Source organism: Enterococcus sp. HMSC061C05 (genome assembly GCF_001814765.1).
Classification (GTDB): domain Bacteria; phylum Bacillota; class Bacilli; order Lactobacillales; family Enterococcaceae; genus Enterococcus_B; species Enterococcus_B lactis.
In genome coordinates this window covers 159865-185996 of record NZ_KV817761.1, presented here as the reverse complement: position 1 = coordinate 185996, position 26132 = coordinate 159865, and the positions used below count along the sequence as shown (strand labels likewise).

At 39.3% G+C, this 26132-nt stretch carries 24 protein-coding genes; 3 read left to right on the top strand and 21 right to left on the bottom strand.

Features of this window, described 5'->3' with window-relative positions:
• Positions 1-105: 105 nt before the first annotated feature.
• Positions 106-291, top strand: a complete 186-nt coding sequence (locus tag HMPREF2988_RS12970) for a YjzD family protein (protein ID WP_002290959.1) — start codon at positions 106-108, stop codon at positions 289-291.
• Positions 292-351: 60 nt separating this feature from the next.
• Here HMPREF2988_RS12970 and HMPREF2988_RS12965 read toward each other — a convergent pair whose 3' ends face one another.
• Together HMPREF2988_RS12965 and HMPREF2988_RS12960 are read right to left on the bottom strand one after the other, a co-directional pair.
• Entirely contained in the window at positions 352-1548 is a 1197-nt protein-coding gene (locus tag HMPREF2988_RS12965) for a multidrug efflux MFS transporter (RefSeq protein WP_002290958.1), read from the bottom strand.
• 169 nt (positions 1549-1717) lie between these two features.
• Entirely contained in the window at positions 1718-3154 is a 1437-nt protein-coding gene (locus HMPREF2988_RS12960) for an NCS2 family permease (RefSeq protein WP_002310391.1), read from the bottom strand.
• A 292-nt stretch (positions 3155-3446) separates the two neighbouring features.
• On the opposite strand from HMPREF2988_RS12960, the gene HMPREF2988_RS12955 reads away from it, so the two are divergent.
• Positions 3447-4259 carry a Cof-type HAD-IIB family hydrolase gene (locus HMPREF2988_RS12955; protein ID WP_070770769.1) on the top strand — a complete coding sequence of 271 codons (813 nt, stop codon included), beginning with the start codon at positions 3447-3449 and terminating at the stop codon, positions 4257-4259.
• A 303-nt stretch (positions 4260-4562) separates the two neighbouring features.
• On the opposite strand, the gene HMPREF2988_RS12950 is transcribed toward HMPREF2988_RS12955, so the two are convergent.
• The 5 genes from HMPREF2988_RS12950 to HMPREF2988_RS12930 form a co-directional block, all read right to left on the bottom strand.
• Positions 4563-6716: a peptidoglycan D,D-transpeptidase FtsI family protein gene (locus HMPREF2988_RS12950; protein WP_002341286.1), complete on the bottom strand. Its 2154-nt coding sequence runs from the start codon at positions 6714-6716 to the stop codon at positions 4563-4565.
• A 305-nt stretch (positions 6717-7021) separates the two neighbouring features.
• Complete coding sequence (locus HMPREF2988_RS12945; RefSeq protein WP_002290869.1) at positions 7022-7870, bottom strand: MurR/RpiR family transcriptional regulator; 849 nt, start codon at positions 7868-7870, stop codon at positions 7022-7024.
• 221 nt (positions 7871-8091) lie between these two features.
• A complete protein-coding gene (gene thrS / locus HMPREF2988_RS12940) occupies positions 8092-10035 on the bottom strand; it encodes a threonine--tRNA ligase (protein WP_070770768.1) in 1944 nt (647 codons plus the stop codon).
• Positions 10036-10371: 336 nt separating this feature from the next.
• Entirely contained in the window at positions 10372-10551 is a 180-nt protein-coding gene (locus tag HMPREF2988_RS12935) for a 2-hydroxymuconate tautomerase (protein ID WP_002287649.1), read from the bottom strand.
• A 46-nt stretch (positions 10552-10597) separates the two neighbouring features.
• Positions 10598-12421, bottom strand: coding sequence for a heavy metal translocating P-type ATPase (locus tag HMPREF2988_RS12930; RefSeq protein WP_070770767.1), 1824 nt, complete (start codon positions 12419-12421; stop codon positions 10598-10600).
• A 277-nt stretch (positions 12422-12698) separates the two neighbouring features.
• Here HMPREF2988_RS12930 and helD point away from each other — a divergent pair, with 277 nt between their 5' ends.
• Positions 12699-14978 (top strand): RNA polymerase recycling motor HelD, encoded by a 2280-nt coding sequence (gene helD / locus HMPREF2988_RS12925; protein ID WP_002342240.1) that lies wholly within the window; start codon positions 12699-12701, stop codon positions 14976-14978.
• Positions 14979-15060: 82 nt separating this feature from the next.
• Here the strand turns inward: helD and HMPREF2988_RS12920 are convergent, their stop codons facing one another.
• The 14 genes from HMPREF2988_RS12920 to fabZ form a co-directional block, all read right to left on the bottom strand.
• On the bottom strand, positions 15061-15708 hold the full coding sequence (locus HMPREF2988_RS12920; RefSeq protein ID WP_002290861.1) for a hypothetical protein: 648 nt from the start codon (positions 15706-15708) through the stop codon (positions 15061-15063).
• Between the two features lie 180 nt (positions 15709-15888).
• Complete coding sequence (locus HMPREF2988_RS12915; protein ID WP_002290860.1) at positions 15889-16608, bottom strand: YebC/PmpR family DNA-binding transcriptional regulator; 720 nt, start codon at positions 16606-16608, stop codon at positions 15889-15891.
• A 130-nt stretch (positions 16609-16738) separates the two neighbouring features.
• The gene (locus HMPREF2988_RS12910; RefSeq protein ID WP_002314174.1) at positions 16739-17890 is read right to left on the bottom strand and encodes a nucleotidyltransferase; all 1152 of its coding nucleotides are present in this window, start codon (positions 17888-17890) and stop codon (positions 16739-16741) included.
• A gap of 219 nt (positions 17891-18109) precedes the next feature.
• Positions 18110-18850 (bottom strand): class I SAM-dependent DNA methyltransferase, encoded by a 741-nt coding sequence (locus tag HMPREF2988_RS12905; RefSeq protein WP_047927211.1) that lies wholly within the window; start codon positions 18848-18850, stop codon positions 18110-18112.
• A gap of 1 nt (position 18851) precedes the next feature.
• Complete coding sequence (gene rsfS / locus HMPREF2988_RS12900; protein WP_079997869.1) at positions 18852-19211, bottom strand: ribosome silencing factor; 360 nt, start codon at positions 19209-19211, stop codon at positions 18852-18854.
• Between the two features lie 21 nt (positions 19212-19232).
• Positions 19233-19826: a bis(5'-nucleosyl)-tetraphosphatase (symmetrical) YqeK gene (yqeK, locus tag HMPREF2988_RS12895; RefSeq protein WP_002314176.1), complete on the bottom strand. Its 594-nt coding sequence runs from the start codon at positions 19824-19826 to the stop codon at positions 19233-19235.
• Positions 19810-20460: a nicotinate-nucleotide adenylyltransferase gene (locus tag HMPREF2988_RS12890; protein ID WP_002316969.1), complete on the bottom strand. Its 651-nt coding sequence runs from the start codon at positions 20458-20460 to the stop codon at positions 19810-19812. Before HMPREF2988_RS12890 ends, yqeK begins: the two co-directional genes overlap by 17 nt.
• A 9-nt stretch (positions 20461-20469) precedes the next feature.
• Entirely contained in the window at positions 20470-20781 is a 312-nt protein-coding gene (gene yhbY, locus HMPREF2988_RS12885; RefSeq protein ID WP_070770766.1) for a ribosome assembly RNA-binding protein YhbY, read from the bottom strand.
• Between the two features lie 15 nt (positions 20782-20796).
• On the bottom strand, positions 20797-21906 hold the full coding sequence (gene yqeH / locus HMPREF2988_RS12880) for a ribosome biogenesis GTPase YqeH (protein WP_070770765.1): 1110 nt from the start codon (positions 21904-21906) through the stop codon (positions 20797-20799).
• Positions 21903-22430 (bottom strand): YqeG family HAD IIIA-type phosphatase, encoded by a 528-nt coding sequence (locus tag HMPREF2988_RS12875; RefSeq protein WP_002310373.1) that lies wholly within the window; start codon positions 22428-22430, stop codon positions 21903-21905. The genes yqeH and HMPREF2988_RS12875 overlap by 4 nt, the downstream gene beginning before the upstream one ends.
• 227 nt (positions 22431-22657) lie before the next feature.
• Positions 22658-23443: an acetyl-CoA carboxylase carboxyl transferase subunit alpha gene (locus HMPREF2988_RS12870; protein WP_002310372.1), complete on the bottom strand. Its 786-nt coding sequence runs from the start codon at positions 23441-23443 to the stop codon at positions 22658-22660.
• Positions 23436-24305, bottom strand: a complete 870-nt coding sequence (accD, locus tag HMPREF2988_RS12865) for an acetyl-CoA carboxylase, carboxyltransferase subunit beta (RefSeq protein WP_002310370.1) — start codon at positions 24303-24305, stop codon at positions 23436-23438. The genes HMPREF2988_RS12870 and accD overlap by 8 nt, the downstream gene beginning before the upstream one ends.
• The gene (locus tag HMPREF2988_RS12860) at positions 24306-25685 is read right to left on the bottom strand and encodes an acetyl-CoA carboxylase biotin carboxylase subunit (protein ID WP_070770764.1); all 1380 of its coding nucleotides are present in this window, start codon (positions 25683-25685) and stop codon (positions 24306-24308) included.
• Positions 25686-25692: 7 nt separating this feature from the next.
• Positions 25693-26112: a 3-hydroxyacyl-ACP dehydratase FabZ gene (gene fabZ / locus HMPREF2988_RS12855; protein WP_070770763.1), complete on the bottom strand. Its 420-nt coding sequence runs from the start codon at positions 26110-26112 to the stop codon at positions 25693-25695.
• Positions 26113-26132 lie beyond the last annotated feature (20 nt).

Sequence of the window (26132 nt, the reverse complement as noted above, 5' to 3'; positions counted from 1 at the left end):
GGAATGAGTTCTTTCACAAGCACTCGAATTTTATTGAGATTTAGTCTCGTTTCTTTACATTCAAAGAAAATCTGGTAAAATTAAGATAGAAAAGAGGTGTTCTTTATGCGATATATCGTTACATTATTCTGGGCTGTCGTTCTAGGTCAAGTAGTCGGTTATATTGGTGCTGCATTAACAAGCGGAACATATGATTTTACTTTGACAACAATCATTTCATTAATTGCGGGTGTCATTATCCTTTTGATTGGTGCAGTTGCGCCAAGAAAAGAAACCTCTGCCCATTCGTAAAAAACCAGCCAAGAGCTTGAGATATCTCAAGCTCTTTTTTATTTCCAATTTTCACCACTATTATAATCTACTGCGAAGAACTTTACGAAAATTGAATAGAGAAAGAAGAATATTTGACAGGACGAATAAACTTGTCACAATAAAAACAGCACTGTAATTATAAGCATGCGCAACTGTCGACCCCAGCATGGGTCCTAGAACCTGTCCAAAGTTACTGAACATCTGATTATAGCTATAGATTCGGCTAACCCCTTCTTGTGGCGTGATCTTACTGATCAGTGTATTGACAGAAGGCATCAAAGCACCAGTTGAAAAGCCTAAAATAAAACGAAGTATACCTAATTGGAGTGGTGTCGTGACAAACGCCATGGGCAAATAACAGCAAAATGATAAGATGAGTCCGCCAATTAAAACTTTTTGATTCCCAATCTTATCCCCTAGTTTTCCTAGTTTTGGTGAAGAAAAGACTGCAGAAACACCAGCTATCGAAACAATCAAGCCGCTGACAAACAGGATATTTTCTGTACTTCCGCTTAATTCACGAATATATAAGGTCAAAATAGGGCTGATCGTAGTGATCCCTATCTGTAAAATCAAGGTCGTGATGAAGAGACCAATCAAAATAGAGAGATGATCCATTTTTGAAAAAATTTCTTTGGTGCTTATCAGATCCTTTTTCTCGATTGGATGGAAATCTTCTTTGACTAAGAAGATGGTCAGCACCGTTGTGATCATCAACAAAGCCCCTGTGATCAAGAATACATTTTCCATACCAAACCACTGAGCCAATGCACCACCCATTGAAGGTCCGATCAGATTCCCAGCAATCGCTCCGGTGGATAATGTTCCTAACGCCCATCCGCTCTTTTCTCTAGGCGCTTGTGAAGCAATCATTGCTGTTGCATTTGGAATATACCCAGACAAAATCCCGTTCCAAAAACGCATGATCAAAAGCCAATACGCGTTCGGCACAAAAGCTAAAGAACCCATCGTCAACGTCATCCCAGCTGCTGCACGGATCATCATGAGTTTTCGACCTTTTCGATCAGCTAGATTTCCCCAGATTGGTGCAACCACGGCAGATGCAAAAGCAGTAACAGAGATTGCTAGTCCCGAAAACAATTCGATTTGATCTTTTGGTGTTCCTAGTTGCTCAACATAAACTGGTATGAATGGCATAACTAAACTAATACTTGCACCAGTGAAAAAACAGCCAATCCACGCAATCACTAAATTTTTTCTCCAATTAATCTCCATCTATCATCCCTCTTTCGTCTCTTTTATCATACCTATTTTCGAATAAACAAGCAACGATCTCGCTAGTAAAAAGAGAAAAATCCCGCAAAGATCATTTTATATGTAACGTTCTTTTTATGTAAAACAAAAAGAGACCAGAACAAATGCTGTTCCAATCCCTTCTCTTTATTTAAATCGTTGCTAGAATGATGAAGTTGATGATGAATAAAATATCAACAATCCACAAAGCAACAGAAACTTCATTGAATTTTCCTTTGATTACTTTGACAATTGTATAGAAAATAAATCCTGCTGCAATCCCATAAGAAATGCTATAGCACAATCCCATAAAGATCGATGCAAAGAAGGCTGGTAAAGCTTCTTCCATATCTAGCCATTTGATGTCTGCAAAAGAAGCCATCATCATTACCCCGACCAAAATCAGTGCTGGCGCAGTTGCTTGATTTGGTACGATAGCGATCAGCGGGGAGAACAAACTACTTAATGCGAATAGCACTGCCACTACTACTGAAGTCAAACCAGTACGTCCACCGGCCCCGATCCCAGCTGCAGATTCGACATAAGTTGTTGTATTCGATGTACCAAAGATAGCACCTACGGAAGTAGCGATTGCATCGGCAAATAGCGCTTTATCCATTTTTGTTTTGAACCCGCGACCATCTTCCAATGCGATCTCGTCCTCTTTTGAGAAAATACCTGTGCGGCGTCCTGTACCGATAAATGTTCCGATCGTATCGAATGTATCAGATAAACTGAATGCGATGATTGTCATCAATACTTGAGGGATCTTGGAAGAATCACTGAATAAAGATTGCATTCCTTCAGAACCAAATGCTGCACCGAACGTTGTTCCTAATTCTTTAAATGAATTGCCTAACGAATTCGTTTGCCAATCAATGGAACTTAAATCAACAACACCCATAAAAATCCCAAGGACTGTGGTCGCTACGATACCGATAAGAATAGCACCACGGACGTTTTTTACAACTAAAATAGCTGTCAGTACCAAACCAATCACGGCTAACAAGATAGGTGCGTTGTCAAAATTGGCTAACGCGGGAACAATTCCGCCATTTATCGTAACATTTGTTGCTTTTCCACCTTCAACGACAGAACTCGAAATAGCAGATTGGTCTGCTGAAAAAGATAAGAATCCTGCATTTTTGATCCCGACATACGCAACGAAAATACCGATCCCGCCACCAATCGCATGTTGAAGACTTTCAGGAATCGCCCGAATGATCATCTTTCGGATATTTGTAACAGTAATAAAAATATTGATTAATCCGCAAATAAAAACCATTGCCAGGGCTTGTTGCCAAGAATAGCCAAGCCCGAAAACGACCGTAAAAGTGAAAAATGCGTTCAATCCCATACCAGGTGCCTGAGCATATGGGACATTCGCGAACAATCCCATGACTAGCGTACCAATGATTGATGCAATGATTGTGGCTAGAAATACTGCTTGGAACGGCATACCTGATGCTGATAAAATCGTCGGATTTACGAATAAGATATAACTCATGGCAAAGAATGTCGTTACTCCCGCCATTATTTCAGTTGATACATTTGTATTGTTTTTCTTTAAACCGAAAAACTTTTCCATAAAAAGTTCCACTCCCTGAATTTTTTTCTGATGGAAAACTATAATAATAATAAATATGCAAAATATGGCAAATCCATCGAACAATTTCAAATTATATAGACGTTTCATTCGTTTTTCAACGTTTTTTTAACAAAAAAACCGAAAACAATACTTAATGTTCGTGTTTAGCTCGTATTCATTTATTTACATAGCCATAACTGTATTTTTTGTTAGGAATAACTGATTGCTCTTGTTAATTACCTAAAATATGCTAGACTAAAACAAATGCTAGTTGAGGAAGGAAGGACCTTTATTGAATAAAAAATTAATTGCCATCGATCTGGACGGAACCACCCTCAATCAAGATTCGATGATTACCTCTAAAACAAAAGAGACCCTGAAAAAAGCAATCAATGCTGGTCATCATGTCAGTATCGCTACTGGACGCCCATTTCGAATGAGCCATCAATTTTACCAACAATTAGAGTTAACAACACCGATGGTTAATTTTAACGGCGCACTGGTGCATATCCCTAATCAACATTGGGATGGCGAAAGAGAAACATTGATTAATCGTGAAATTGCTTTTGAAATCTTATCGCAAAAAAAACAATTGAATCTAGACTTTATCGCTGCTGAAAATCGGGATACTTTTTTTATCGACAGCTTTGACTTCTTTGATGAAAAAATTTTTGCTTCTTCACGTCCTGGAGAGAAAAACTTGCTTTCTCCTAAAAATCTGACGACAAATCCTACATCTTTGCTTGTCCGAACAGACAAGCGTTTTGCAGAAGCTGTATCTGCTGAATTAACACGTCAATTTGGCAGTTATGTGGATGTTCGTACATGGGGCGGTCCCACGGCGATCTTAGAGATTGTTTCAAAAGGAATCCAAAAAGCAAAAGGTGTGAAAGAGATTGCTAACTACCTATCGATTGATCAACAAGACGTGATTGCTTTTGGTGATGAGCATAACGATTTGGAACTGCTGGATTATGCAGGATGGGGAGTGGCTATGGCTAATGGTACTGATCAGCTCAAAGGCATCGCAAATGATGTCACTCCTTTGAGCAATCAAGAAGACGGTTTAGCTGTTTATCTGGAAAAATTACTTAAACTACAATAGAGAATTAGATTCCACTAAAAAAGGTTGTGACAATTTTTGTCACAACCTTTTTTGCCGAGTAAACGGTGCTCAATCAGCTGTCCTTCGGTATTAGCTCAAAAACGGCAAAATATGAGAAGCTATTTTGCCGTTTTGTTTCTCTAATACTCAGGTCAGGGCGCTAATTTCACAACCTCTTCCTTAAACGGTGTTCAAAAGCCAGTTTCTCGGTATGAAGTCAATTTTAAGCAAAAATGTGAGAAGCTATTTTCACAAAATTTTTCTTACTACTCGAAACTAAGCGGCTTTTTCACGACCTCTTTTTTATTTTGCCATGAACATATCATAATACGCGTCCATTATTTCTTTAGCAATCGTCAAGTTCATGTGGTCTTGTTCATCTAATAAGTTCGGCAAGACAACACTGATTGCGATTTCCGGATTGTCTGTTGGTCCGTATGCCACAATATTACTATTGACTGTCGTAATATCTGGGTGACCTTCCGCAACCGTTTCTGCAGTCCCTGTTTTTGCAGAAAGGTCCATTTTCGCACTGGCTAATGGTTTAGCTGTTGTGTAAGGGTCGGTACCATGAACAACCTGATGGAATCCTTCACGGAGGATTGCCATATTTTCTGCAGATATATTGACCGTATTTTCTACTGTCGTGCCAATTTCTTTTTTCACTTCACCCAAATTCCCATTTTCGTCATTGCCATAGATTGCTTTGACTAGGTGAGGCTGTACTCGTTTCCCGCCATTAGCGACTGTTGAAGCATATTGAGCTAATTGGATCGGTGTATATGTGTCAAACTGTCCAAATGCCAAATCGGTAAAGTTACCTGGAGTATACCATTCTTTGCCATTATCCGCATTGAACTTCTTCATATACTCAACAGAGCGTGAAATCCCAGGAGATTCATTCGGCAAATCGATCCCAGTCGTTGTACCAAGACCAAACTCTTTGAAAGAATCTCTCAATTGTTGATAAGCTTTAGCTTCTTCGTCTAAACTAGGTAGTCCCATTCCAGGAGTATAGTCTAGCCCTAGCATCTTTAATGCCACTTTGATCATATACGTATTAGAAGACAATTCCAATGCTTTGACTGCATCAAGAGCAACTTGTCCGTTTCGGTTAAAGACAGAGCTTTTTTCTGAAGCACCTTGTAGACGAATCGGTTCATCAATCAACACTTGATTTCCGCTGATCGCGTTACTTGCCCAACCTGCTGTCAAAGTACCGGCCTTGACTACAGACCCTGGAGCAAAAGCGCTAGTGATTGTGCCCAAAGCATTCTCGGTGATTTCCTTGGAACCTTGCTCATGACTGAAACCAGTCATGGCTAACACTTCTCCTGTCTGAGGATTCATGGCTACTGCATAAGCACCAGGCGAGTACTGTGCTTTACCGTTATTGATCAATGTTTGATAATTTCTTTTTAAGATTTCTTCTACTTTCGATTGGAATTCTGCATTCATCGATAACATTAAATTAGAACCTTTTTCCCCAGAGAAGATTTCTTTTTGATTCGAAACATTGCCTTCATTATCAAGAGAAACTTCATATTGGGTTTTGGTTCCTTGTAGGACATCTTCATATTGTTTTTCCAAATAACTTTGTCCCACACGATCATTTCGAGAATACCCTTTTGCTAAATACTTCTCTGCTTCATCTGCCGGAAGACCTTGTTTTTCAGTCGTCACACTACCTAAAATACTTTTCAGTGAATCTGCTGCGTTATATTCGCGTGTCCAGTCTGTGCCTGTCGAAACTCCTGGAAGCTCAGAAGCACGTTCCGCCACAACAGCTAATTCTTGGTCAGTAACACCAGAGTTCTTGATATAGACCGTGTTTAATTCATATGCACTGTTCATCCGTTTAAAGATGGTAGCGATCTTTAATTGTTCCTCGTTTAAGTTGATCTCATCATCTGTTACTTTATTGACCATCGCGCTGTATTGTTCGCTGTTTCCTAATTGCTTTTCTTTTGCCGAAAGTCTTTTTGTGGCTTCCTTCAAATGTTCCGGATCAGCCAGCCAAAAATCTTTTTTATCTCTATCTGTCAGATTTTCATCTGCCGGCACATCAATCAGCGAGTTCAGCTTCGTTGCGATTTCAAGTAGGTCTTTAGCCGTCACTTGTGTGCCCCTCGTATAGGTGATTGCCTGATTCGCTTTATTTGTGACTAACGCTTTTCCTGTGGAATCGTAGATCATTCCACGAGGGGTACTTTCTTGGACTGTAATCGTAGAAGTAGATTTCACTCGCGCTTCCATCTCTTCACCATTCACGATCTGCAAATAGCCCAATCGAGCAATCAACGCAACAAATAACGTAAATATAATGAAAAAAAGAAAATTTAAGCGAAAAGGAACATGCGACCGGCGAAACGTTTTGTTTTTAGGCTCTTGTGCCCCTTTTCTTATTTTTTCTATCCAAGAAGTATTTACTATTTTTTTCATAAAATCTTTCATCATTTCCTATCCTTCCGCCTATTTACATTCATGCTTCATTGTACCCAAAAACTTCTTAATAAAAAAGAAAAAATGAGCGGAGCAAGAAATTCTTTACCTAATTTCAAGATAAAATCAACTTTTTGTTTCACAGCAAACCTCTGAAGTTGCATATCCAACTATTTTTTTCATTAAAAACTAAACTTATTTTTGAAAATTATGCTTTCTAAAGTCGTGAAACACTTTAATAGAACATTTCTTTGTGGAAAACTATAAGTTGTTATTCTAAAAAAACTTATATCAAAAATAGTAAGGTAAATTTAGTTTTTTTATTTTGAATCCATAAAATAGTCTTGGATTGCTTCTCTTGTTTTTTTCACTTTTTCACTAAGTGATTCGTTTTTAGCCATATAAAAATAAAAAATGATATCAATCGTAGCGAATTGGGCCAAAAGTGAATTGGTTGCCGCACTTCGATTGGTGATTTCTTTTGGTCTTGATGTTTGTACGAGTACATCGGCTATCTTGCTAAGTGGGTTATTTCCAAATTGCGTCAACGCAATGATCTCGATATTCATATTTTTTGCTAGCTCAGCTAATGCAACTACATCTGCGCTTCTCCCTGAGTTCGAAACAAGCCAAAGTACTTTCTTCTTCTCATTGCTGACAAGTTGTGGGAGCAAGACATGGATATCTTTTTCAAAAATGATTGGCTTACCGACACGAGACCATTTTTGCAGAATGTCTTCTACCACTAAAGAAGAGGCACCAACACCATATAAAAAAACAGACTCAGCCGATTCCAAACATTCTACGACTTTTTGGATCGTTTCTTCTTCCAGAATATCTACTGTTTCTTTTATCGCTACTTGCGCATTGTTCCCAAGTTTGTTTTTGATAGAGTAAAAGGACTCATTTGCTTCGATATCGCTAAATCCTTCATCGATTCCAGTCTGTAATTCTGTTGAAATCGTGATTTTGAAGTCTGTCAAACTTTGAAACCCGATTTTTTTTGAAAAACGTACAACTGTCGGCGCACTCAAACCTGAAGCCTCCGCTAATTCATTAGCTGTCATTGTGGGGACCTTCTCAATATTTCCAATAATGTAGTTGGCCAACTTTTTTTCTGCTGAAGAATAATCTTCCATCATACTTTCAATACGACTAATTACGCTCATAAGTTCCTCCATCCTTTTAATAATCGTCTATGTAAGTATACCATATCAGTTCCTTGTTAACGGTCGTGTACTGGATAAAAAAACAAAAAAACAATCCGCACAATAGGATAGCTCATTCCATCAATCCCACAAATTCTATTGACCATCTGTGGGATTGTAGAATATCTGTTCTCTATTGTTTGGATTGTTTTTTATTTAGTGCTTTTTTATAGATGATTTATCTATTTGTTTTCTCTGCTGTAATTTTTGACTTCTGCTTCCATAGCATCAATAAAGATATTCAAATCTTCTACAGCCGTTTCTTTGCTTCCGTAACGACGTACATTCACTGTTGCATCTTCCAATTCTTTATCACCGACAACTAATTGGTAAGGAATTTTTTGTGTTTGAGAGGCACGAATCTTATAGCCCATTTTTTCATTGCGGTCATCGACTTCTACACGTAAACCTTTCATTTGCAAGCGTTCTTTGATTTCATAAGCATAATCGCCATGTGCATCAACAGAAACAGGGATGATTGTCGCTTGTATTGGTGCTAGCCATGTTGGAAAAGCGCCTTTGTATACTTCTGTCAAATAGGCGACAAAACGTTCCATCGTAGAAACGATTCCGCGGTGGATAACCACTGGACGATGCGTATTTTCCCCATCTTCTCCAACATATGTCAAATCAAAACGTTCCGGCAATAAGAAGTCTAATTGTATAGTTGACAATGTTTCTTCTGTCCCAAGAGCTGTTTTGACTTGGACATCTAATTTTGGTCCGTAAAAGGCTGCTTCACCTTCTGCTTCAAAGTAATCTAGCTCTAATTCATCCATAGCAGCTTTCAGCATTGCTTGGGCTTTTTCCCACATTGCATCATCATCAAAATATTTATCTGTATTGTTTGGATCGCGGTAGCTTAAGCGGAAACGATAATCTGTAATATTGAAGTCAGCATATACTGCGACCATCAATTCAAGCGTACGCTTAAATTCATCTTTGATTTGGTCAGGACGAACAAATGTATGACCATCGTTCAACGTCATTTCTCGTACACGTTGTAAACCTGACAAAGCACCTGATTTTTCATAGCGGTGCATCATTCCTAATTCAGCGATACGAATTGGTAATTCACGGTAAGAATGGATGGCGTTTTTGTAGACCATCATGTGATGAGGGCAGTTCATTGGACGAAGAACAAGCATTTCGCCATCTCCCATATCCATTGGCGGGAACATGTCTTCTTGATAATGATCCCAGTGTCCAGATGTTTTGTACAACTCAACATCTCCCATAATCGGTGTATACACATGTTGGTAACCTAGACTAACTTCTTTGTCTACGATATAACGTTCGATCGTACGTCGGATTGTTGCCCCTTTTGGAAGCCAGAATGGCAAACCAGAACCAACTTCTGGAGAAACCATAAACAAGTCAAGTTCTTTCCCTAGTTTACGATGATCTCTTTCTTTTGCTTCTTCACGCAGACGGATATATTCTTTCAAAGCTTTTTTATCAAAAAAGGCTGTTCCGTAAACTCGTTGCATCATTTGATTGTTTGAGTTTCCACGCCAGTAAGCACCTGCCACTGATAATAATTTGAATACTTGTATACGACCAGTAGACGGAACATGTGGTCCACGGCACAAATCGATGAATTCACCTTGTTGATAGGCAGTAATCACTTCTTCTTCTGGCAATTCACTAATCAGTTCTACTTTGTACGGGTCACTTGCAAAAATTTCTAATGCTTCTTGTTTCGAAAGAACACGGCGTTCGATTGGCAGATTTTCTTTGACGATTTTCATCATCTCTGCTTCGATTGCGGGAAGATCTTCTGCAGTTACTTGATTTTGTCCATTGTCTGTATCATAGTAAAACCCTGAATCAATAGCTGGCCCAACACCAAAGTGGATATTTGGATAGAGGCGGCGCATGGCTTGAGCCATCAAATGAGCTGCTGAATGTCGGACTAATCCAAGTGCATCTTCATGGTCTGGTGTGACGATCTCAATACTTGCATCTTCCTCGATTGGACGAGTCAAATCAATAAGTTTGCCGTTCACTTTACCAGCTAAAGCTTTTTTTGCTAAGCTTTTTGAAATACTTTCAGCGATTGCCAATGTTGTTGTTCCAGTCTCAAATTCTTTGACTGCACCATCTGGAAAAGTAATTTTTATCATAATAGTTTCCTCCTTGAAATGTTTTGATTGATCAGATCATCAAGCTGAAAAACAAAAAAATCCTAGCATCTCTTGAAAAGAGATACTAGGACGAAAAGTTCGTGGTTCCACCTAATGTTCAAACGCACATGCGTTCCTCAAACGTTGTAACGGTCCGACCGCCCTTGCTTCAACAAGGGTTTCGAAAGTGGTCATCCTTTGGTTTTCTCCTGGAAAAGTTTCAGCCTAGCTTTTCCTCTCTTATCGAAGACTCTCAAATTCAGTTGGCTTTCTCATCAATCAATTATGTGTTTATTTAACCACTAATAAATAGAAAAATCAAGTGTGAAACCAAACTTATTTTTTCCATTCCCCATTTACACCGTATGTTCCTTTTTTCATCTCGTTGATGATGACATGGATGTGTTCTTTTGGTGCTTGCGTGTTTTTATGAACAGCTTCCGTGATATCTTTCATCATATTTTCTAATTGTTCCGGACTGCGACCTTCTACTAATTCGACATGTACGAATGGCATAATGTTCTCTCCTCTTTCTGATCGTTCTTTTTTCATCTCGATTCTATCATACTATGTTTGTCTTGGGTACTGAATCCGGAAAAATGGCTGGGTCTTTTTTTGCTCTCAGCGCACTCAGGATAGAGACCGTATCCACGACTTCTTGCAAAACAGCTCCGAATAACGCAGGAATCAGACCCGTACTTGCTATTAACATCAAAAAAATACAAATAAAGATGCCAATCAGTACAGATTGTTTCGCTATTCTCATCGTATCTTTTGAGATCACTACTGCTTTTGCTACACGCAAAAGATCATCTTTCAAGATGACCGCATCTGCACTTTCACTAGCAGCTGTAGAACCATGAGCGCCCATTGCAATGCCGATATCTGCAGCAGCAAGTGCTGGTGCGTCATTCACACCGTCTCCTATCATCGCCACAGGTCGTTGATCTTTAGGGATACGTTCTAAAATAGTCAATTTGTCTTGAGGCAAGCAATGAGCATGTACAGAATCTAATTTGACTTCCTCTGCAATCGCTTGAGCAATGGCTGATCCATCTCCGGTAATCATCATCAAATTTTTCACACCAAGATTTCTTAGCTCTTTGATTGTCCTTGCTGCTTCTGAGCGAATCTGATCCGAAAATAGGATGGTTCCTGCAAAGGATTGATCAATGGCTACATAGATTGCTGTTTCAGAAGTCTCGATTTCTTCCACTGAAACAAAAGAAGCGCGTCCAATCTTTACGTCATGATTATTGACTACTGCTTGGATTCCTTGACCTGTCACTTCTTTCAGTTGACTAACAGGATACAGTTGGCTGTTTTTCACGTTGTTCACTAACGAACGAGCTAAGATATGGCTAGATTCCTGTTCTGCACTTGCTGCATACATAAGTAGCTCTTCTTTTTTCATTCCATTGACTGGTTGAATCGCCTCTACTTCTAATATTCCTTTGGTAAGCGTTCCTGTTTTATCAAAAGCAATCGTTTTTGTACGTGCGAGCTTTTCAATCGTTGTTCCAGTTTTAACAACAATCCCGTTTTTACTTGAACGGCTCATCCCAGCAACTAAAGCGATCGGCGCAGCTAAAATCAATGGACAAGGCGATGCTACGACCAATACTTCTGCAAAACGCAAAGGATCTTTTGAGAACCACCAAGAAATACCGCCAATCAAATATGCGATCAATGTAAAGGGAACCGCATAACGATCAGCTAAACGGACGAATCGGGCAGGTTTTTCTTTTGATTCTTCGACTAATTTAATGATCATTTGATATTGGCTATCTGCAGCACGTTTTTCAGCAATCATTTGGATTGATCCGTCTCCATTTAAAGACCCAGACATGATCTGATCTCCAGGTTTCTTTGTTTCTGGACGAGACTCTCCTGTCAAAGAAGATTCATCGACTGATGATTCTCCTTTGATCACTCGACCATCAACTGGTACAAGCTCGCCAGGCTTGACTAGCAGCTGATCATCCACATTTATTTCATCAATTACTATATCCTGCCATCTTCCTTCTTTGAATCGATGGGCGATTCTTGGGGTGTTGTCTAATAAAGATTGCAATTCTTTACCTGCTCGTTTATTCGCGTAATCTTCTAGACTATCTCCACCTGTAAGCATGATCAATATCATCAAACTAGCCCAATATTCTTTGACGGCTAATGTTGCAAGGATTGCGGTAATCGCTAATATATCTACACCATATTTTCCTGAACGCAATGTTTTGATCATTTCCAAAAACATCAAGAAGGCGAGAATCCCTCCAGTAAATGCAACAATCATAAAAGCAAGTCCCGGCTGATGGAAAACAAATTCACTTAACAAAGCTACTCCGCCAATAAATAAAGTAAGTAAAAATTTTTTAAAATGTGTCATAGTTTCTTCTCCTCTTTTTTGTGACTTAGAGGTTAGTCATCCATCTTCAATTGCCTCTCTTTCTCTTAAGCATAGTCCTTGCTTAACACTTTTTAAAACAATAGGCCTTAATTGAAAACAACTATCACTATCAGCGTTTCCAATAGTCGCCAGTCCGACAAACGAATCTATCGAGCAAAGAGGACTTTTTTCGATTCATCCGTTAAAAAGTACCTTTTTTCGAAAAACTGTGCTATACTTTTAATTCGTTATTTACGGCGGAAGGAGCAAACATGTGATGAATGAGAAACAACTAGAACAAACGCACGTGGATGAAACGATCGAACTAATCCAGATCGAACAAAATATGCTGGATACAAAACAACGAGAATTGACTCAAGAAATGAATCATTCGACAAAAGACACAGCTAATCACAAGATTCGAGCTGGTTCCAATGAAGCTTTTTATGAATCTGCTGTTGAATATCGCCAACATGAGCAAGAATTGCTTTTAAAATATCATACTCTTGAGGCGCAGCAAAAACGCCTACAAACGTTGTCTGTTATGAAAGACAGTCCTTACTTTGCCCGTATCGATTTTAAAGAAGACCGTGAAACAGAAACATTGTATCTAGGTATCGCTTCTTTAAGAGATCTAGCAGAAGAAACAATCGTTATTGACTGGCGCGCACCAATTGCCAACCTTTATTATGAAGGTGAGATTGGTCCCGCATTTTATGAAACTGAAACAGATAGAATAGATGTCGATCTGCAGTTGAAACGACAATTTAAAATCCAAGAAGGACGTATTTTATCTATGGTAGATACGTCGGAAGTAATCAACGATGACTTTTTGCTAGAGATATTGGACGAAGCATCAAGCAACCATATGAAAAATATCGTCTCTACGATACAAAAAGCACAAAATGCAATCATTCGGGACACAACAAGTAAAGTGATGCTGATTGAAGGAATCGCCGGAAGCGGAAAAACGTCTGCTCTGCTTCAACGTATTGCTTTTCTGTTGTATCATAATCGCAAATGGCTAGAGGCAGAAAACGTGCTTCTATTTTCACCAAACCATTTGTTTTCTGATTATATCTCGACTGTATTGCCTTCATTAGGTGAAAGCGGTGTGCCTACACAAACATTCAAAAATTATATTTCACAGCTGTTGCCAGAGTTTTCTTTATTAGACGAACAGCAACAGGAAAGTGGTTTTTTGCTAGGCGAAAAAGATCCGATACAAGTGATGAAAAGCGGATTGACCTTAGTGGATCAGATTGATCGCTATATCCAAAGCATCACAAGCTACGGTCCCTTGTTCCGTGATATGAAAATAAATGGCCGTACGATCCTATCAAAGGAATCGATTCGCCAATGGTATAAAGAAACAAATGAACAACTTCCCTTGCACCACAGACTCTCTCTATTACAAACGAAACTACTGAAAAAATTAGGCGGTCTGCAAAAAGATGAAACACGTCAGCAATGGGTCAAAGATCTCGCGGAAGAGCAGCTCCAAGAACTATATGCAACAGATCCTAATCTTGAATATACAGAACAAAAGGAGCGTTCCTTACGTAAAAAACTGGCTAACCAAATCGTACGTAAACGATTCCGTCGAATTCATCGAGGAATCATGAATTATCAATTTGTCAATATAACGAAACAATATCTCCACTTTTTACAAACTGTGCCACTTTCTCTTCTGACACGGCATAAAATCAGCGAGACCAGATGGCAAGAACATTTAGCAACTATTCGTACACATTTGCGTCAAAGAGAGTTGCCCCAAGAGGATGCTGTCCTATTCTTTTTACTGATGCGCCGAACGTATCCGGTGACGGTCACACACAAAGCTCGCTATATCTTTATTGATGAAATGCAGGATTTCGCACCATCACAAGTCGCATTGTTGCAAGCCTTGTTCCCAAAAGCAAATTTGACTTTCTGTGGAGATCTAAATCAAAATGTCTTTGGAAATGAAACGATTGTGGGATCATTGGAAGAACTTTTCGTGGACCGTGAAGTCACCCGTTTCCAATTAACGACAAGCTATCGTTCCACAAAAGAAATCACTGATTTTGCTAATCACTTTATTGCAAAAGAACATCAAGTAGAGACTACAGCAAGAAAAGGCGATTTGCCTTTGCTCATCCAAGGAACAACTGATGATGTCAAACTGAATTGGTTAGCAGATACCATTCGAACGACTCAGGGAAAAGCCCGGTATTGGCGTACAGCAATCATTGCTAAAACCCAAGAAGAATGCGAGACTCTTTATGCTCAACTGCCAGACGAGTTGAAACAACAAGTCCAGCTGATTTTAAATGAGAGTGATTTTATGAAGCGTTCCATTATTTTACTTCCGGCCTTTTTAGCAAAAGGTCTGGAGTTTGACCGAGTTTTCTTGTGGGATGTAGATGCAGATCATTTTTCTTCTCAACAAGACAAATTGATCCTTTACACCATGTGTACACGTGCGATGCATGAATTGACACTTTTTACATCCAATAATGAAAGTCCTTTGTTAAACAATATGGATATTTCATCTTATGAGAAAAAAGTATTGTAACTAAAAAGACAACTGCTATCGTTAATGTTAGCAGTTGTCTTTTTAGTTACAGCAATAATTGCAGAAAAAGTAATTCTATCATTTATTCTATATATAAATCCAAATCTGTTTCAGGATATTTTAATTTGACAAGCGAAATAATCATTTTCAGTTCTTCCATGTTTTCTGGATATTCTGGGTCAAATACCTTGCTATGACGTCCAATACCGCCATTGTCGATCAATCGGTAAATTCGGTTCCATTCAATGAACTGATCGATTGATTGGAAATTGCTGATTGGATAACCCCCACAATCCAAAATCTCTGATACACGAAATGCTAGGTATGCACTATCGACCACTTTATTTTTTTTCGTATCTATCTTCTCATTTCTTTCGATGAGAATTTTTTCAGGATGATGCTTTAAGCTCCACTCCAATAGTAGAAAGAAAGCCTCCATCCGATACTCTTCTTCAAATAACCGAAAGGCTGAATCAGAACGACGAAAAAGCAGCGGAATCAAATATTTTTGTCTATAAATCAGCATTGGTGCGCGGTCCACCATACACTCTAAATAACGGTTCAGATACCCTGTACCGACATAGTTTCCTAATCGATAGCCTTCAACGCCGAATCTTGCGTATTTTTGCGCTAATTTTGAACAATCAGTTACATTCACTGCTAACTCTTCTACTTTGCGGTAACCGCTTAAGATACGTTCAAAAGGTTCTAAAGTGATTTTTGCTTCCATATTCTTCCCCGTCCATCTTCCACATACTTCATATCATTTCATATGATACTTATGCTCTCATCATACCACAGGTTGAATTAGAATAGAAAATAAATCACACAAAAAAACAAGACAATCTGTTAGTGAGATTGTCCTGCTTTTTGAAAAAGACTGAATACTTTTCGTTAAAAAACTGATTGCTTAGTCTTCTAATGCCACATTATGGAACACATGCTGTACATCCTCTAGATCTTCTAGCGCATCAATCATTTTTTCAAATGTTTCTTGGTCTTCTGAAGATAATGTAACTTCGGTTTGAGGAATCATTTGGATCTCAGCAATTGAAAAATCAGTGATTCCTTTTTCTTTTAATGCTTCTTGGATACTATGGAAATCCGCTACTTCACCGTAAACGATGATTTGTCCATCTTCTTCCATCACATCACGAACGTCGATGTCTTTTTCCATTAGATATTCAAGGATCTCATCAGCGTCTTCTCCTGCAAATGCAAAGATCGCTGTATTGTCAAACATATAAGAAACTGCTCCAGAAACACCCATGTTCCCGCCATTTTTCCCAAATGCTGCTCGTACGTCTGCTGCTGTTCGATTCACATTGTTTGTCAATGTATCAACGATCACCATTGAGCCACTTGGTCCAAATCCTTCATAACGTAATTCAGAGTATGTTTCATCTCCTGCACCTTTTGCTTTTTCGATTGCTCGGTCAATAATATGTTTTGGTACATTATAAGTTTTAGCGCGATCAATGACGAAACGTAGTTTTTGGTTTGCATGCGGATCAGGATCACCTGATTTTGCTGCCGCGTAGATTTCAATCCCAAATTTTGCATAAATCCGGCTATTATTAGCATCTTTAGCAGTTTTCTTTGCTACGATATTTGCCCATTTACGTCCCATATTTTCACTTCGCTTTCTGATTTGATAGTTTCATAACGCAAAAACGTCCTGTTCCATTATACTTGTGAATCACGATTCTGTGAAGCTTTTTTTCTTTCTTCCTTCATTCTTCTCATTTTCAGTCAAAGGTCTATACTTGGATTGGGATTTGTCCGAAATTCTGTTCTGGAATATTGCCTCCCAATTGATAGATTTGATCACTTCTAACTAACAGTTCCGCTTCTTGTGCCTCTTTTTTTCCGATTCGGGAATAAATAGAAATCTCTTTTTTTTCTTTTAAGAATCTTCTTCCAGCATCGGTAAATCCAAGTAGTCGAAGATAGTTTTTATTTTGTTGGATAGGAATCTCTTGCTTTTTGATATTCAGCAAGACATAACAAGATAATCTTTGGATCCGCGTCCATGTATATCTCTTTGTTTTTACTTTTGACACAAAATCCGCAAAACCGTTAGCTGTTGCAGCTGCTGTCTTCATGCGAGTTTCTATTCCTTCGGTCATCTGATAGATATCTGTCAATTCCATCAAAGTAGAAGATAACAACCGATAACGCAAATACGGCCAATAGGATTCCCAAGTCTGTAACGAACAAGTGGAAAGATCTTCTTCTGTCTGAAATGGCACAAGTCCAGCGATCCTTTTTCCTTTTTCTAACGCATGGCGAATGGCTGTTGCACTGGCTATTGTTTGATCTTTGATTGTTTTTTCATGATAGCCTGCACTTTTACGCTGGATCGGATGTAACTCCATAGGGTGGATATACTTAGCATTTTCTTTTGCATAACTTAATCCTAAAATATGATTGGGTGAAGAAAAATCAAGCGCAATATCGGGATACAGACTGCGAAAAACTGCAGTCATTTTTTGCGGATAACTATACGTTTGATCAGACAGTTCGTGAAAAGACTCTTCTATCTTATCTTGATTCTGTTGAACAAATCGGCCGAAACTACCATAGTCAAACGAGGTCTCTTCTTCTGTTCCAAAACACAAACTGTCACAGTCCAATGCTTGCAAGATTTTCACTGCACCTTTGGCAAAATAATCAGCTGACTGAACCGCCCATTCGACAGGAAGCTCTACTACTAAATCCACACCATTTTGCAAAGCTTCATTCGCACGATGCCATTTATCGATGATAGCCGGTTCGCCTCGTTGCAAAAAATTCCCGCTCATTACAGCAATGACGACCTCTGCTCCTGTTGTTTTTCGTGCCATTTCAGCATGATAGCGATGTCCATTGTGAAATGGATTGTACTCTACGATAATCCCGCAGCTTTTCATGTCCGTCCTCCTTCATAGTTTATCGATAAAAAAACACTAGAAACAAGTAAGGAAAAGTCAAAAATCAGAAAAAATACCCGAACTATATAAACTATTCTCGCAAACACAATACTTCTGCGAAGAAAAGCTGCACCGCAAGAGCAATGCCTATATCGTTCGGATATATAATTTATGTTGAAGATTTATTCTTTTTCTTGTTAACTCGAGCAGGCAAAATTGCTAGTCTTTGTATGCTACGAAGAACCAGCGCTTTGATTTCTCTGATGCTGCTTCGTCTGTAAAATCAGAAAATGCTTCGACTTTCGAAAACCCACTGTTTTCCAACATTCTTAAATAGCTTTCCAATGGATAGGTACGCTCTTCATGTAGTTCATCTTCACGGATAAATCGCCCAGATCCTTCTGGTTCCTCAACGAAAAAAGTCAGAAAATGTTCGATGCTGTGTTTCTCACTTCCTGGATAGCTATCCCACAAAAAAGCAAAATTATCCCCTTGATAATGATAGCTATATTCTGGAAAAACCTCGTCTACTTGATAGGTGGAGTGCACGTCAAATAAAAATCGGCCATTTTCTTCTAACGCTTGATAGACTTCATCAAAAACTTGCTGTACCTCTTGTCTATTTTTCATGTAGCACAACGAATCAGAAAAACAAGTAATTGCTTGATATTGACCGATTTCTGATAAATCGAGCATATTGCCTTCCACAAGTTGGATCGATGCGTCTTCTTCATATGCTCGCTGGCTTGCGATCATCAACATCTCTTCTGAAAGGTCTAACCCTGTCACTTCATATCCATCTTTTGCAAAGGCAACCGCTAATGCTCCAGTACCGCACGCCAGTTCCAAAATATTTTTTGTGTCTTCTTGCAAATGACGTTTCGAAAAAGCTAACCACTGCTGGTAAAGCATTTCGTCCATCACTTCATCGTAAATGAAAGCAAATGTTTCATAAGCCATGTTAATCCAACCATTCATTAAGATCGACTAACGGCGCATCTGACCATAGTTTTTCCAAATTATAGAAGCTTCGTTCTGGCGCATGGAAAACATGTACGATCAAATCTCCAAGGTCGATCAATACCCATTTTCCGCCTTCTTTTCCTTCAATACGTTTTACTTCATATTTGTTTTCTTCTTCTTTATCAATGATTTCTTCTGTAATTGCGTTGATTTGACGTTCACTATTTGCTGAACAGATCATGAAATAATCTGCTAACAAGGAAACATTTCGAACGTCTAAAGCGATAATGTCTTCTGCCCGTTTTGAATCTGCTGCTTTAACCGCAATTTTTAATTGTTCTTTACTATCTATGATGATTTCCTCCTAATATTGAGTGGCTTATTTTTTTGCTACCCAGTAATTATATGTTTCGATTGTTTTTGGATAAATCTGTTGTTCTTGTGCAAGTAGATGGGATAGCGTATGTTTTGTTTCAAATGCTACTGCTTCATCTAGATCAACCCATGCAATTGTCCGTGCATCTTGCACCCCAGGAAAATCCCGACCTGGTTCAATATAATCTGCTACATAAATGATTTTGTCCAGGAGACTCATTTTAGCAGCGCCAGTCGTATGCACTCGTATCGCGTGAAGAATCTCTGAATCAGTGATTCCTAATTCCCGTTCTACAAATGAAGCACCAACAAGCCCATGCCAGATAGCATTATTATAATTCAATAATTCTGGATCAAAACCGTCTCTTACGATCACCATTTTGAACTCCTCATCTGGTCGTTCTTTCGCATAATCGTGTGTCAATGCAGCGATACTAGCTTTTTCAGGAGAAGCACCGTATTTTTTGGCAAGAGCAACAGCTGTTTCTTCTACTCCAAGCACATGCTTGAAACGTTGTTCGCTCATTCTCATCTGTATTTTTTGCATCAGGTTTTCTCTAGAATAAGCAGTATATTCATTACTATAGTCCATCTTCATACAACCCTTCATTTTGGATATAATCAATTACTTTATCTGGAACAAGATAGCGGATAGAACAGCCTTCTTTGATCTTTTGACGTATTTTTGTGGAACTGATGTCGATTTCAGGTACATCTACCCAAATCACAGGATATGGCGTATCTGTTGTGTAACCTGGTCGACGTATGCCCACAAAATTGACCATCGAAGTCAACTCATCGATTTTATACCATTTTGGCAAATATTCTACCATATCCCCGCCGATAATAAAGTAATAATCTGTATCCGGATTGTTTTGTGTCAATTCCTTCATCGTATCATAGGTGTAGCTTTTCCCACCACGAGCTAATTCAATCGTTTCAATCTGCAAAAAAGGGTTGTCTTCCACCGCTAATTCCAACATGTTGAGTCGGTGTTTTGCATCAATCGTCTCTTTCTCATCAACATGAGGCGGCTGATAAGAAGGCATTAAAAATACGCGGTCAAGACCTAAATTCCGGCCAGCTTGTTCAGCCATCACTAAATGAGCAAGGTGAACGGGATTGAACGTTCCACCTAGGATCCCTACTTGCTTTTTCTTCTCTAAGAATTGAGGCATTTCTTTAGGAAATAGTTGTGAATGAACAAATGTCTTAGCTTGCGTATTCATCATGGTCACTCCTTATATTGCTTTTACTTCATTTGATAACCTTTGATACTTTTCTTTTGTAGAAGGTTTGTATAATACGATCACTCGTCCAATGATTTGGACGATTTCACAGTCGATTTCTTTTTCTAATACTTGAGCTGCTTCTTCTGCAACCTCATCTGTATTTTGAAGTAGAGATACTTTGATCAGTTCTCTTTTTTCTAAAGCTTCTTCAATTTGGACGATCATTGCTAAATTAATTCCACCTTTACCGATTTGAAAAATCGGCTGAAGATGATGCGCTTTGCTACGTAAAAAACGCTTTTGTTTTCCTCTTAAACTCATAATTTTCCTTCTTCCTTAAATCAATGCTTTGCGTTTCAATACATCTACACCCTTTGGCGCCCAGCCCGCAATTACTGCTGGCGCTGTTACAGTGATCCAGCCTAGACCGGCAAAAACGATGTCTGTTTTTTCTTTCACAGAAAACTCAAAACGAACAAGCTCCGGAAATACCTCGACTTCATCAGGACGAGGAGGCTGTAATAATCCACCTACATGTTTTTGATAAAATTCGTCTGCTTTTTCCAGTTTCGTTCGATGAATATTTACATCATTTGACACATAAGCAATAAATGAAGCACGATTGCCGCTGATAAAATCAAATCTGGCAAGTCCACCCAAGAAAAGTGTTTGCCCTTCATTCAGCTGATAAACTTTAGGTTTGATTTCTTTTAACGGGGCAATGATCCGCAAATCTTTTTTACCTAAGTAGTGCGCCATTTGATGACGATGGATGATCCCCGGTGTATCAATCAAAAAATGTCCATCATCTAAAGGAATCTCGATTTTATCCAAGGTCGTTCCGGGAAACTGTGAGGTTGTGATCACATCTTGTACTCCCGCTGTATTTTTGATGATTTGATTGATAAGCGTTGATTTCCCTACGTTTGTTACTCCGACGATATAGACATCCCGTCCATCGCGGTATTCTTCAATTTTTTCTAATAGTTCCGTCATCTCATGAGATTTCTTAGCACTAGTTAGTAATACATCTACTGGACGAATCCCTGCTTCGTGAGCACGTTCCTTCATCCATTGTGTTAATTTAGGTTTTTTCAATGATTTCGGTAATATATCCACTTTGTTTCCCACTAAAAGTACTGGATTATCACCGACAAAACGGTGTAGTCCTGGAATCAGTGAACCATTGAAGTCAAAAATATCCACCACATTGACAATCAATGCATCTTTTTGCCCTAATTCATTCAGTAAGCGTAAAAAGTCGTCATCCGTCAATGAGACATCTTGGATCTCATTATAATGGCGTAATCTGAAACAACGCTGGCAATAGACTTCCCCGGAAGCTAACCCTTTTTCCAAAGCCGTTTGCGGCGTGTATCCTAATTCACCGGGTTTGCTTGTTTGTATAACGGCACCACAGCCGATACATTGTAATTCTTCTGTCATTCGATTCCACCTCGCCAGCCCATATCAGGGTATTTTGCTAATAGATAGGCCATAATTCTTTTTTCCCAAAAACGATTAAATTGTGTCTTCCAACTATCTGTTGCGATGATGGGTTTTACAAGGATGCTACGTATCCCTGCACGGTTGGCTCCACGTATATCAGTCATGATCTGATCGCCTACCATTACTATCTCATCATCTGCTAAATCCAATTGTTTCTTTGCTATGTTGATCCCTCTTGCTAAAGGTTTCATTGCTCGTGCAACATACAAAAGATCAAATTTTTCAATCGCTCGCGCGACACGTTTTGAATTATTGTTTGAAACAACAACAACAGGGATTCCTGCATTTTTCATTTCTAAAATCCAAGTAAGCAACTCTTCTGTTCCATCTGGATTATTCCATGCAATCAACGTATTGTCTAAATCTGTCAATACTGCTTTAATGCCTAGATTCTTTAATTGGGCAGGTGTAATCTGATAGATGGCTTCTACCATCCATGTTGGTTTGTAATTTGAAAACATGTTGTCTCCTCATCTGCAAAAAATGAAGGAGCACATAAAGTACTCCTCAACCCCGTATTATACTGCATATCAGCAAAAAAAACTACCTCTATACTCGTTCCTCTTTCAGAAAAAGCATTTCTTTACAAAATGACCAAAAATAAAGATTGATCACATAAAAATTTAGAAACAAAAAACAACTAAGCGAGCAAGAATCATTCTTTACTCTTTGCTTAGTTGTTAAACACCTAATATTGTCGGAACCTCTTGTATCGTTTTTCCAATAGTTCGTGCTGGTCGAATCGAACAAGTTCCGTTAATTTTTCAATCAACGCTTTTTTCATGATGTGAGCGACTTTTTGCCGTGGCAACTGCTCGCCGTTGAACGTTTCAGGAATCACTCGATCCACGATCCCTAGCTCACGTAGTTCTGGTGCAGTAATTTTCATCAACTCGGCTGCTTCTGCAGCGCGACTGCCGTCTTTCCATAAAATCGAAGCAAACCCTTCTGGGGAAAGCACAGCATAGATCGTTTCTTCTAACATCCAGACTTCATCCGCTAAACCTAGAGCAAGGGCACCGCCACTTCCACCTTCACCAATGATGACGGCGATGATTGGTACTTTTAAATCAGACATTTCGAGCAGATTTTTGGCAATTGCTTCTCCCTCGCCACGCTCTTCTGCTCCTATACCGCAATAGGCACCTGCTGTATTGATCAATGTAATCACCGGTCTATTGAACTTTTCCGCTTGCTTCATCAGTCGTAAAGCTTTGCGATAGCCTTCAGGATGAGGAGAACCAAAATTTCTGCGGATATTTTCCTGAAGATCCCTTCCTTTTTGAATACCTATCACTGTTACTGGTTTGCCATCTAATCGAGCGATGCCACCAACAATCGCTTCGTCATCTGCAAATAAACGGTCACCATGGCATTCCTCGAAAGAATCGAAGATCTCTTCAAAAAAGTCCAAGCTAGTCCATCGTTCTTTAGCTCTTGCTAACTGAACGACATCATGTGCTGTTTTATCCACGATCTATCCATCCTTTCTGTGTATGCAATTCAAGAAGCGTATGGATTTTCTGCTTCAATTCCATGCGGGGAACAATCTGATCGACGAAACCATGAGACAATAAGAATTCGGCCTTTTGGAAATCTTCTGGAAGTTCCTGCTTGATCGTCTGTTCGATGACACGTCTTCCAGCAAAACCAATCAAGCTTTGGGGTTCTGCTAAAATGATATCACCTTCCATTGCAAAACTGGCAGTTACTCCTCCGGTCGTCGGGTCTGTCAAAACAGTTAGATAAAAAAGGCCTTCATTACTGTGCCGTTTGACAGCAGCAGAGATTTTCGCCATCTGCATCAGAGAAAAGATGCCTTCTTGCATCCGAGCGCCTCCTGAAGCCGTGAACAAAACGACTGGAAGTTTTTCCTTTGTTGCTCGTTCGAATAACCTAGTGATTTTTTCTCCAACAATCGTGCCCATACTTCCCATGATAAAATTGGGGTCCATCACTCCAATAATGAAGGGAATTCCCTGAATGGTTGCTTTACCAGTGAGGACTGCTTCATGAAGCCCCGTTTTATCTTGCATTTTTTTTATTTTTTCCGTATATTCAGGAAATGCTAGCGGATCTTCGGTTACAAGATCCGTATCCCATTCTTCAAAACTTTTTTCATCAATGATCAAAGCTAGACGCTGCCATGCACCGATTCGAAAAGCGTATCCGCAATGGGGGCATACTTTTTCTTCACCGATGTCTTTCGTATAAAGAATATGTTTGCAATTTGGACACTTCGCCCACATGTTATCGGGAACAGATGGCGAGTTAGCAGGTTTGCTCTCTCTATTAGGATTGATCCGAATATATTTCTTTTTCTTAAACAGAGCCATCTATGCGCCTCCTATCTCCGTTTCTGGTGTCCAATTCGGTAAAAATTCTTCTTGTAAAAATGCTGTGCTGTAATCACCTGCTATTACTGCTGGATGACTAATCAAATCCATCTGAAATTCTGCGTTCGTAATGATCCCTTCTGTGATAAATTCACTTAAGGCTCGCTGCATCTTCATCAATGCTTCAAAACGTGTATTTCCATGGACAATAATTTTCGCAATCATTGAATCATAATATGGCGGAATCGTATAGCCTGGATAAACCGCACTGTCTACCCGCAACCCCATCCCACCTGCTGGAAGTAGCAAGTTTTGGATTTTCCCTGGTGAAGGAGCAAAATGAAAAGCGGGATTTTCTGCATTGATTCGGCACTCGATGGCGTGTCCTTGGAATACTACTTCTTCTTGACGCACATTCAAAGGCTCACCGGCTGCTATCTCTACCTGTTTTTTTACTAAATCGATCCCTGTGACCATTTCTGTTATGGGATGTTCCACTTGGATTCGAGTATTCATCTCCATGAAATAAAAATCGCCTGCTTCATCCATCAGAAACTCGATCGTTCCGGCATTTTCATAATTGACTGCTTTAGCTGCTCGAACAGCAGCGTCTCCTAGTGCTTCTCTTTTTGATTGTGAGATCACTACAGAAGGAGATTCTTCCAGTACTTTTTGATTGTTACGTTGCAAAGAACAATCTCGTTCACCTAAATGAATGACATTGCCAAAATGATCACCTAAAATCTGAACTTCTATATGGCGAGCAGGATAAATGATTTTTTCCAAATACATATCATCATTTCCAAATGCCGCTGCTGCTTCTTGCTGAGCTGAAGAAAAATGCTGTGGAAGTTCTTCTTTTGATTGAACTTTTCGAATGCCTTTCCCGCCACCGCCTGCAGCTGCTTTCAGCATCACTGGATAACCGATCCTGTCTGCTATTTCCAATGCTTCTTCTACAGTAGATAATACACCAGTACTTCCTGGGATGACCGGGACATTTGCTTCTTGCATCAATTGACGCGCATTGATTTTATTCCCCATTGCATCAATTGTTGCGCTTTTAGGACCAATAAATGTGATATTGCACTCTTCACACATGGAGGCAAACCGGCTATTTTCAGATAAAAATCCAAAACCTGGATGAATTGCTTCAGCTTTTGTTACGATTGCAGCGCTCAGTACTTCTTGAACATTCAGATATGAATCAACCGCTTTTGCCGGACCAATACAGATTGCTTCATCTGCTAGCTGTGTATGAAGTGCTTCGGCATCTGCCTCTGAATATATCGCTACGGTTTGGATCCCTAATTCGCGGCATGCACGAATGATACGCACAGCGATTTCGCCACGGTTAGCTATCAAGACTTTAGAAAACATATTTCACCTATCCAATCATAAAGGTTAATTCCGCTTCGGCTACTTTTTTACCGTCAACCTTAGCGATTCCTTTGCCTATTCCGGCTGAGACTTTCACTTTCAATATCTCAACTTCAAGATATAAGGTATCGCCCGGTGTAACTTTCTTACGGAATTTTGCTTTGTCTAATCCGCCGAAGTAAGCCGTTTTACCCTTGAACTGTTCAAGAGAAAGTAATGCGACTGCTCCTGCTTGCGCCATTGCTTCAACAATCAGTACCCCTGGCATAACAGGCTCTTCTGGAAAATGTCCTTGAAAAAAGGGCTCGTTGATCGTTACATTTTTCTTAGCAATGATCCGTTCTCCTTCAACCATCTCTTCCACTCGATCAATCAAAAGCATTGGATAACGATGCGGAATAATTTCTTTGATTTCTTGTATGTTCATTTATTTCCCTCTTTCCTGCT